The organism is Microcystis sp. LEGE 08355 (assembly GCF_015207185.1).
In the GTDB taxonomy this organism is placed as follows: Bacteria; Cyanobacteriota; Cyanobacteriia; order Cyanobacteriales; family Microcystaceae; genus Microcystis; species Microcystis panniformis.
Genome location: NZ_JADEXI010000139.1, coordinates 1 through 9,282, shown reverse-complemented (window position 1 = coordinate 9,282; position 9,282 = coordinate 1). Strand labels below are relative to the sequence as shown.

The window sequence follows — 9,282 nt, the reverse complement described above, 5'->3', positions numbered from 1 at the left end:
GTGTAGGGTGTCGGAAGAGTAAATAGAAATAATCTCCTGTCTCCTGTCTCCTGTCTCCTGTCTCCTGTCTCCTGTCTCCTGTCTCCTGTCTCCTTAAAGATTGCTAAATTGTCGCCACCATTGCTGGAGAGGATAATAGACGAGGGGAGTCCAGAGACTACTAAGCAGAGCAGAAGTGAGGCCAATGCGTTGATAATCGAGCCAAAGATCGGTGGGATTTTTGCCTCCTTGTAGATAGTATTGAAAAGCGATCGCACCATTGGCGATTAAAGTCATAACAAAGACAATTAAGACCACGGCGATCAATTCTTCTTTGAGATAACGTTGTCGGTGTAAACGGGAAGTGAGGAAGCCGATCAGACCAAAAACCATGATATGGGAAGGATAATTAGAGGTAAGACTATCTTGAATAGTGCCGATCGCTAATCCAGCCACCACACTATCGAGACAAGAGCGATTGAGACTCCAACTAACCAACCAAATCAGTAACCAATTGGGAGCGATGCCTAAAATCTCCATACCGGGGAGCCGCATTAAGGAAAGAAAGGTACAGAGAAGCAGTGAAGCGATAGTGACTAAAATATTCAGTATAAAACGAGAACGGGCTGATAAACGGCTTAATTTCAGCATAATTCCCCCTCTCACTGCTGGGGTTGCGGGTGAACGAACACCCATTCGAGATTGTCCACGGTGGCGGTAAATTCAATTTTGGCGGTGGGGGCGGGATTTTCCTGTAAATTAAGGGAAATTATGCGACCGATGGGCAACCCCGGCGAAAAAAGACTACTAAAAGCCGAAGTTGTCACCACATCTCCCGGTTTGACATCGGGAGCTTTTTCAAAAAAGCGCAGGGTGGCGACTTGGGAATTCTGACCTTGAATTAAACCCATGGCCCGACTACGATTCACCGTTGCTCCGATGCGACTTTGGGAATTACTGACCAATAAAACTTTGCTGGTGTGGGGAGTAACTTCCGTAATCCGTCCCACTAAACCCCCAATTCCCGTCACCGAAGCACCCACTTCCACACCATCGGCGCTACCCCGACCGATAATTACCTGTTGCCACCAATCATCGGCGCTGCGGCCAATAATTGGGGCAGAAATCAGGGGTTTTTTCTGGGTTTGATAATAACCAAGCTGTTTTTTTAATTGTTGATTTTGATATTCGACTTCACTTAAACGATTTTGTAATTCTCGCACCCGTTGATCGGCCAGAAGTTGCTCTTGCAGATTAGTTTCCTCTCCCTGAAAAGGACGAGTTAATAAACCATACAATTCTAAAATCGCCCCACTTTGATAGGTGCGAATGTACCAAGCTACCCCCAAAGCGGCAGCGAGCAGCAAAAGTCGCCATCCCTGCTGTGTCCATTTTCGTCGTGCTGAATACATGAGCGATTAAAAACCTCTTGACTGTGTAGAGTGAGAATCCGTCCATTTTTCCGCTGCTGATGGCTAACGGCTAACCGATCCTAGTGACCTTTAGACATTGCGAGTTGTTTCATTAACGATCCGCTCAAAGAGTTTCTGATTTTTTAACACTTCTCCCGTGCCTTTGACCACACAGCGCAGCGGATCTTCAGCGACATGGGTAACGATACCGGTTTCGTGACTGACTAGGCGATCGAGTCCCCGTAATAAAGCACCTCCTCCCGCTAACATGATGCCGCGATCGATAATATCGGCAGCTAATTCGGGGGGAGTTTTTTCTAGGGTACGTTTGATCGCATCAACGATCACGGAAAGTGGCTCATCCATACTTTCCCGCACTTCTTCCGCTTTGATGGTCACGGTGCGGGGTAAACCGGACATGAGATGCAATCCCCGCACTTCCAGAGGAGGAAATTCATCTCCGGGGGTGGGATAAGCGGAAGCAAGGCGAATTTTAATATCTTCGGCCGTACGTTCCCCGATAATCAGGTTATGGACTTTTTTCAGATAGGCGATAATTGCTTCCGTGAGTTCATCCCCGGCCACACGGACGGATTCGCTGATCACTGTCCCATCAAGACTGAGAATCGCCACTTCCGTGGTGCCACCACCGATATCGATGATCATATTTCCCGTCGCTTCCGAGACGGGTAAACCAGCACCCAAGGCTGCCGCAACTGGTTCATCAATTAACCCCACTTCTCGCGAGCCGGCATTTTTGGCCGCATCCACCACCGCGCGTCTTTCTACTCCAGTAATCCCGCTGGGAACACCGATTACCATGCGGGGATTGCCAATCGTGCCATCGAGCGCTCGTTTGATGAATTCCGCTAACATGATCTCGCAACTGTAAAAATCGGCGATTACCCCATCGCGCAGGGGTCGCAGCGCGGTGACATGGCCCGGAGTGCGACCGAGCATTTTTTTGGCCTCCTCCCCGACAGCGACCGGGTTGCGATCTTGATCGATCGCTACTACCGATGGTTCCTCTAAAACGATGCCTTTCCCTGACACATAAACGAGGGTGTTTGCTGTACCCAAGTCTATACCTATGTCCCTTGATAAGCCTAGTCCTCTAAAAAAACCCACTTGTTTTCACTCCTGTTCTGATAACAACGTTGCTATAGCTAGACTTTCGATCGAATCGACTTGGATTTTATTACGTTTTGTTTCTCAAGTCTAGTTAATTATCGCTTCTTTCTCTCCAGATTTACGCGGGTCTTGCCCTAATTTTCTGGCTGCCCACCGGTCAAGACCGAGGTTTCGGGCTAAAATAAACATACTATTGTACTAAATTGAGGATTTAAGACCATGAGTGTAAATCTGGTTCATTTGGTGGGACGAGCAGGGAAAGACCCAGAAACCAAGTATTTCGAGTCAGGCAAGGTTTTATGTACTTTCACTTTAGCGGTTAATCGTCGCTCTAAAAATAGCGATCAGCCGGATTGGTTTGATCTGGAAATTTGGGGTAAAACGGCGGAAGTGGCCGCTAATTATGTGAAAAAAGGCGGTTTAATCGGGATTAAAGGGTCTTTAAAAATGGATACTTGGAATGATAAAAACACCGGATTAGCTCGTTCTAAACCGGTGATTCTCGTCGATCAATTAGATTTACTCGGTTCTAAACGCGATAGTGAGGCTAATTCCGAGCGAGAATTTTAAAGCTTGAGCTGCATTATTTCCCGATTTTAGGTGTGTTAGCCCCTAGTAACACACCCTTATTTATTCTATAATTGACTGGAAAAATATTGCTGTAAATCTGGTAAAACTTCTCTATAAATAGCTGTATTTATCTCTAAATCCCAGCCAAGAATAGAATGAAAAGGGATAATTTCCACCAGGGAATTACTATAGGCGATCGCTTGTAAAGTCCTGACAAATTCAGGAGTCCAGAGATTTTCTTCTAGGGAAATATTTTGTTTTTTTAACCAGCCGATCAAAGCCGAGCGCCCGATTCCGGGTAAAATGTCAGCAGTAAGCAGGGGACTGTACCAGCAATTATCTTTCCATCCCCATAAATTGCCCGTGCTAGTTTCTAACCAATTCCCAGATTGATCGACTAATATCGCTTCTTTTGCCCCTTTTTTTTGAGCAGTTTGTGACGCTAACCAAGGAGTTAAATAATTACCAGTTTTATGCTCTCCTAAAACGCGTTGCCAAGCGGGATTATCCACTACCCAGCCAATAATTCCTTGCTCTTGTCTAAGGTTTAAATCTTCGGGGAGAAATCTGCCTTTAATCCACTCCCTACCATCGGGAAAAATTGTGATTCTCAGGACAGGATAGAATCGGGATAATTTTTCGGCTCCTTGGCGAATTCGCCGCCAATCGGGAGCGGACCAGTGGAAAACTTGTAAACTAGAGTGCAGACGTTGGAGATGCTCTTGCCAATGGGTTAGGGGATGATCTAAGCTTTTTTGATAGATACGCAGGGTAGTAAATATTGTCGCTCCATAAAGCAGCCCAATATCATCAATACCCAGACTTATTCGCTCATTCTCGATTAATTCGCCATTATACCAATACATAATCAGTTATCAGTTATCAGTTATCAGTTATCAGTTATCAGTTATCAGTTATCAGATTTGAGTTTTAAGGATATTCTAGAGTAGTTATGATAAGCTAAACGGCGCTTAACCTGCATGATCCAATAGCTATAAACCTTTTGGAGTCTATATCGGTGATCCGAAGTAAAAGCCGTTTAGCTTATTTTAGCAGAAAATAATGGTTCTTCGTTACTTGGCATGGTTCGATCAGAGGGCAGAAATCGGCTAAATCCTTATCTGGCAAGGGACTTAATTGATTAGCTCGTTCTAGATTGAAAACAATTGGCAAAAATCGCAGCCATGTCTTTCTATATAAGGGTTTCACCCCTTATAACTCCCGTCCATTGCATAACACAAACCGAAGAACCAAAATAATCAAAGCTTTTTGCTTGGTTGGATTCTAGGCTATTTAAGGGATTAGGCTCATTGAAACTACTAATTTGCTATAACCAGTCTAGGAGAGCCTTACTGATTACTGTTTACTGATTACTGTTTACTGATTACTGTTTACTGATTACTGCCCTAGCTTATGAACCGTCAAAAATTTACTTGGGGATATTCTAGCTATAAATTGCGTCAGAGAGAAAATTTTAAAGAATTTCTGTGTTTACTGGGATTATTAATAGCGGCCTTAATTATCTATCTAGTGGGATTAGGGAATTTACCCTTGCGGGATTGGGATGAGGCAACAATCGCTCAGGTGGCCAAGGAAATTAGCCAAACCCCGCTGGAACAATTGCGCTGGTTATTTCCCAGTCTTTGGGGTGATCCCTACCTGAATAAACCGCCGTTGATTCATGGTTTAATTGGTCTAACCTACCATTTCTGGGGCATCAATGAGGCCAATACGAGACTAATTCCCGCTTTTTTTACAGCTTTATCGGTGCCGCTCCTCTACCTTCTCGGTCGAGAAATTTTTCCGGCTCGTTTGCCAGCTTTACTGTCGGCCTTGATTTATTTAACTCTTTTGCCGGTGGTGCGTCATGGCCGTTTAGCCATGTTGGATGGAGCGGTATTGTGTTTTGAAATCCTGATGTTTGTTGGTTTACTGCGCTCACGACGCGATTTACGCTGGTCTCTGGGGGCGGGGTTAGGATTTGCCCTCCTTTGTCTGACGAAGGGGATTATGGGGCTATTATTGGCGGGTATCGGCTTGATTTTTCTGCTCTGGGATACCCCCCGGTTATTAACTTCTGCCTATTTTTGGTCGGGTTGGTTATTGGGAGCAACTCCCGCTTTTGCCTGGTATAGCGCCCAATTTTGGCACTACGAGCGGGAGTTTCTCGATTCCCTTTTTGTTCAACAGTTAAAGCGAGTTAGTGACGATCTGGACGATCATCGCGGACCGTTTTGGTATTATCTGCTGGAAATTCTTAAATATAGTTGGCCCTGGTTAATTTTCTCGGTTTGGGGTTTAGGTTTAGCACGTCAGGAACATCTCTACAGTTGGGCGAAGTTACTGTTAGTTTGGACGGGTGTTTATCTGTTGGTGGTCTCGGTAATGGCGACCAAATTGCCTTGGTATATTCTGCCGATCTATCCGGCCTTGGCTTTAGCGGCCGGTTATGCCTTGGCGCAAGTGGGTAATCTTCCCATTGATCGCCCCTATAATCCAATCTGGTCAATTATTCTGGGTATTATCGGCGTTGGGGCGGGTTTATTAGCTTTAATGGCCTATTTCCCTGGTAATTTTGCCGCTATTGAACCTCTCCATCCCTTAATTCTTTTAACCTTATTGTCACTGTCCTTGACCATGGTGACAACGGCGATTTTGTTAGCCCGGCGCTCGCAACAATTCATCGTGGTTTTACTCTGGGGAATGTTTATTTCTTTGTTTATTTTTGTTAATTCTCCCCTGTGGATCTGGGAATTAAATGAGAATTTCCCCGTCAAACCGGTGGCGAGTTTAGTACAGAAATATGTGCCAGCAGATCACCCTGTTTATATTGCTTTTGCCTACGAGCGCCCCTCGTTAAATTTTTATAGTGGTCGTCGGGTTTTTCCCCTTGCTGCTGAAGAATTAATCAATCATTGGCAAAGTCACAAGCAACCTTACCTAATTATCGATCGTCAAACCAAAGAAGCTACTGATTTAGAAGGATTAAAGGCGATCGGATCTACGGATTCCGGTTGGTTTTTGGTGACGAAGTAGTAGTGAGGTTAATTGGGTGCATACTTTCGATAGCAAATTAGCTTCCGCTTTATCTTGCCGATTGCTGGCTTCAAATATTACAAAAATTTTACAAGTTGCGTTAAAATCACCCCTAGCGATGAAACGCAGCACTTTTGTAATTGTTTAAACCGAGATTAATATGCTAAATAGGTCAATTACGACCGAGAAAACCGAGGAATTCGCTCCTGCTGACCTGCAAGACCTGCTAGACTGCACCGATAGCTTTGTTAACCGTCATATTGGACCGACGGAGACGGAAATCGAGAAAATGCTGGCGGTTTTGGGCGTTGCTACCGTGGAGGAATTAATCGCTAAAACTGTCCCGTCAGGAATTCGTTTACAAAAAAGCCTTAATCTAGCACCTGCCTTGAGTGAATACGCCGCTCTTGCCCAATTAAAAGCTATTGCCTCCAAAAATCAGGTATTTCGCTCCTTTATTGGCATGGGCTACCATGACTGTATCACCCCGCCGGTAATTCTCCGCAACATCTTAGAAAATCCGGGTTGGTACACCGCCTATACTCCCTATCAAGCGGAAATCGCCCAAGGACGCTTAGAAGCTCTCTTAAACTTCCAAACTCTCATCACTAGCTTAACTGGTCTGGAAATTGCTAACGCTTCCCTCCTCGATGAAGGAACAGCAGCAGCAGAAGGGATGACTATGAGTTACGGACTGTGTAAAACTAAAGCCAATGCTTTCTTTATCTCTAGTAGTTGCCATCCCCAAACGATTGAAGTTGTTAAAACCAGAGCGATTCCTTTAGGTATTGACATTATTATCGAGGATCATCGTCTCTTTGACTTCCAAACGCCGATTTTTGGCGCATTATTACAATATCCAGCCACCGATGGCGTAATTTATGACTATCGGGAATTTATCGCCAAAGCGCAGGAAAATGGGGCTTTAGTCACCGTTGCCGCCGATATTCTCAGTTTAGCCCTGTTGACTCCCCCCGGCGAATTGGGGGCTGATATTGCCGTGGGTAGCAGTCAACGCTTTGGGGTTCCCTTGGGTTATGGGGGTCCCCATGCCGCCTATTTTGCCACCAAAGATGTCTATAAACGCAGTATTCCGGGGCGCATTGTCGGGGTATCGAAGGATAGTCAGGGTAAACCCGCACTGCGTTTAGCTTTGCAAACCAGGGAACAACATATCCGCCGGGATAAAGCCACCAGTAATATTTGTACCGCACAGGTGTTACTAGCGGTGATTGCTTCCATGTACGCGGTGTATCACGGACCGGAAGGAATCAAGAAAATCGCCCAAAGAGTGCAGAAATTAACCGCTTTATTGGCAAATGGTTTAAAAAAGTTGGGTTATCAAGTGGGGAAAGAACCGTACTTCGATACGCTCAAAGTTACGGTATCCACGGGAGTTAAGGATATCTTCGCCAAGGCAAAAACCCATAAGATTAATCTGCGTTATTTTGATGAGAATAATCTAGGAATTAGTCTCGATGAAACCACCAGTCTCAGGGATGTGTGGGATTTATGGCAAATTTTTGCCCCCACCGAGGAATTACCCTTTACCGCGGCGGAATTAGTCGAGAAAATTAGTCTAGAATTACCCGCTAATTTAACCCGTACCAGTGCCTATCTTACCGAACCGGTGTTCAATCGTTACCACTCGGAAACGGAATTACTCAGATATCTGCACCGTCTGGAAACAAAGGATCTAGCCTTAAATACTTCCATGATTCCCCTCGGTTCCTGTACGATGAAACTCAATGCCGTAGCGGAGATGATTCCGGTAACTTGGGCAGAATTCGGCAAATTACACCCTTTTGCTCCGATTGACCAAGCAGAAGGCTATCAACTGCTCTTTCAACAGTTAGAGACTTGGTTAGGGGAAATTACCGGGTTTGATGGCATTTCCCTACAACCGAACGCCGGTTCTCAGGGAGAGTATGCCGGTTTACAGGTGATCCGAGCCTACCATGAAAGTCGCGGTCAAGGTCATCGTCAGATTTGCTTAATTCCTGAGTCCGCTCACGGGACTAATCCTGCCAGTGCCGTTATGTGTGGTATGAAAGTAGTGGCGGTTAATTGCGATTCTCGGGGCAATATTGATATTGATGACCTGAAAACTAAGGCCCAGAAGCATCAGGATAATCTAGCGGCTTTGATGGTGACGTATCCTTCCACTCACGGCGTTTTTGAACAGGGAATTAGCGAAATTTGCGCCTTGATTCATCAATACGGTGGTCAAGTGTATATGGATGGCGCGAATATGAATGCTCAGGTGGGTTTATGTCGTCCGGCGGATTTTGGCGCTGATGTCTGTCACTTGAATCTCCATAAAACTTTCTGTATTCCCCACGGTGGTGGCGGCCCCGGTATGGGACCAATCGGAGTAAAATCCCATTTAGTGCCTTTTCTGCCCGATGTTTCCCTCGTTTTGGCGAAATTATCCCCAGAAACCGCTAACGGTAAGCATCAGGACTCAATTGGCGCAATTTCGGCCGCGCCTTGGGGTAGTGCCAGCATTTTGGTGATTTCTTGGATGTATATCGCTATGATGGGGGCAGCCGGCTTGAAAAAAGCGACAGAAGTGGCAATTTTGAACGCTAATTATCTGGCTTTTCGTCTGGAGTCGGCCTATCCGGTGTTATTTAAGGGTAGCGCGGGAACGGTTGCCCACGAGTGCGTGATCGATTTACGTCCCCTGAAAAAACAGGCCGGCATCGAGGTGGAAGATGTGGCAAAACGCTTGATGGATTTCGGTTTCCACGCGCCGACGGTTTCTTGGCCCGTGGCGGGTACAATGATGGTGGAACCCACGGAAAGCGAATCTTTGGGGGAATTAGACCGTTTTTGTGAAGCTTTGTTAACTATCTATCAAGAAGTACAAGCGATCGCTAATGGTAGCATGGATATCCACGATAATCCCTTAAAAAATGCCCCTCACACAGCCGCAGTTTTAACTGCCGATGATTGGAGTCGTCCCTATTCCCGTCAACAGGCAGCTTACCCGCTTTCTTGGCTAAAAGATTATAAATTCTGGCCGGTAGTGGGACGGGTTGATAATGCTTACGGGGACAGAAATCTGGTTTGTTCCTGTGAGGGTATGGACGCTTATAAGTAGGATTTGCGGCAAAGAGTTTTTCGTGGGGGTAGGGTGTGGGGTGTAGGG

At 45.7% G+C, this 9,282-nt stretch carries 8 protein-coding genes; 3 read left to right on the top strand and 5 right to left on the bottom strand.

The genetic code is table 11. The annotated features are described in order from the left end of the window. Positions 1 to 93: 93 nt before the first annotated feature. The 3 genes from mreD to IQ242_RS09425 all read right to left on the bottom strand — a co-directional run bounded on the left by mreD (position 94) and on the right by IQ242_RS09425 (position 2,519). Positions 94 to 675: a rod shape-determining protein MreD gene (gene mreD / locus IQ242_RS09435; protein ID WP_193959788.1), complete on the bottom strand. Its 582-nt coding sequence runs from the start codon at positions 673 to 675 to the stop codon at positions 94 to 96. Further along, positions 642 to 1,391 carry a rod shape-determining protein MreC gene (gene mreC / locus IQ242_RS09430; RefSeq protein ID WP_002761654.1) on the bottom strand — a complete coding sequence of 250 codons (750 nt, stop codon included), beginning with the start codon at positions 1,389 to 1,391 and terminating at the stop codon, positions 642 to 644. Before mreC ends, mreD begins: the two co-directional genes overlap by 34 nt. Positions 1,392 to 1,481: 90 nt before the next feature. Further along, positions 1,482 to 2,519, bottom strand: coding sequence for a rod shape-determining protein (locus IQ242_RS09425; RefSeq protein WP_002764811.1), 1,038 nt, complete (start codon positions 2,517 to 2,519; stop codon positions 1,482 to 1,484). A 222-nt stretch (positions 2,520 to 2,741) separates the two neighbouring features. On the opposite strand from IQ242_RS09425, the gene IQ242_RS09420 reads away from it, so the two are divergent. Continuing rightward, a complete protein-coding gene (locus IQ242_RS09420) occupies positions 2,742 to 3,092 on the top strand; it encodes a single-stranded DNA-binding protein (RefSeq protein WP_004161674.1) in 351 nt (116 codons plus the stop codon). A 65-nt stretch (positions 3,093 to 3,157) separates the two neighbouring features. Here IQ242_RS09420 and IQ242_RS09415 read toward each other — a convergent pair whose 3' ends face one another. Both IQ242_RS09415 and IQ242_RS26050 read right to left on the bottom strand, forming a co-directional pair. After that, on the bottom strand, positions 3,158 to 3,958 hold the full coding sequence (locus IQ242_RS09415; RefSeq protein WP_193959787.1) for an aminotransferase class IV: 801 nt from the start codon (positions 3,956 to 3,958) through the stop codon (positions 3,158 to 3,160). Between the two features lie 178 nt (positions 3,959 to 4,136). Continuing rightward, positions 4,137 to 4,301 carry a hypothetical protein gene (locus IQ242_RS26050; protein WP_228020906.1) on the bottom strand — a complete coding sequence of 55 codons (165 nt, stop codon included), beginning with the start codon at positions 4,299 to 4,301 and terminating at the stop codon, positions 4,137 to 4,139. A 204-nt stretch (positions 4,302 to 4,505) separates the two neighbouring features. On the opposite strand from IQ242_RS26050, the gene IQ242_RS09410 reads away from it, so the two are divergent. Beyond that, complete coding sequence (locus IQ242_RS09410) at positions 4,506 to 6,128, top strand: glycosyltransferase family 39 protein (protein WP_193959786.1); 1,623 nt, start codon at positions 4,506 to 4,508, stop codon at positions 6,126 to 6,128. A 160-nt stretch (positions 6,129 to 6,288) separates the two neighbouring features. Next, positions 6,289 to 9,234 (top strand): aminomethyl-transferring glycine dehydrogenase, encoded by a 2,946-nt coding sequence (gcvP, locus tag IQ242_RS09405; RefSeq protein ID WP_193959785.1) that lies wholly within the window; start codon positions 6,289 to 6,291, stop codon positions 9,232 to 9,234. Positions 9,235 to 9,282 lie beyond the last annotated feature (48 nt).

Excerpts from the sequence above, each read along its gene's own strand:
- gcvP (WP_193959785.1), top strand. The coding sequence starts at position 6,289 with ATGCTAAATAGGTCAATTACGACCGAGAAAACCGAGGAATTCGCTCCT.
- mreD (WP_193959788.1), bottom strand. The coding sequence starts at position 675 with ATGGGTGTTCGTTCACCCGCAACCCCAGCAGTGAGAGGGGGAATTATG.
- IQ242_RS09415 (WP_193959787.1), bottom strand. The coding sequence starts at position 3,958 with ATGTATTGGTATAATGGCGAATTAATCGAGAATGAGCGAATAAGTCTG.
- mreC (WP_002761654.1), bottom strand. The coding sequence starts at position 1,391 with ATGTATTCAGCACGACGAAAATGGACACAGCAGGGATGGCGACTTTTG.
- IQ242_RS09420 (WP_004161674.1), top strand. The coding sequence starts at position 2,742 with ATGAGTGTAAATCTGGTTCATTTGGTGGGACGAGCAGGGAAAGACCCA.
- IQ242_RS09410 (WP_193959786.1), top strand. The coding sequence starts at position 4,506 with ATGAACCGTCAAAAATTTACTTGGGGATATTCTAGCTATAAATTGCGT.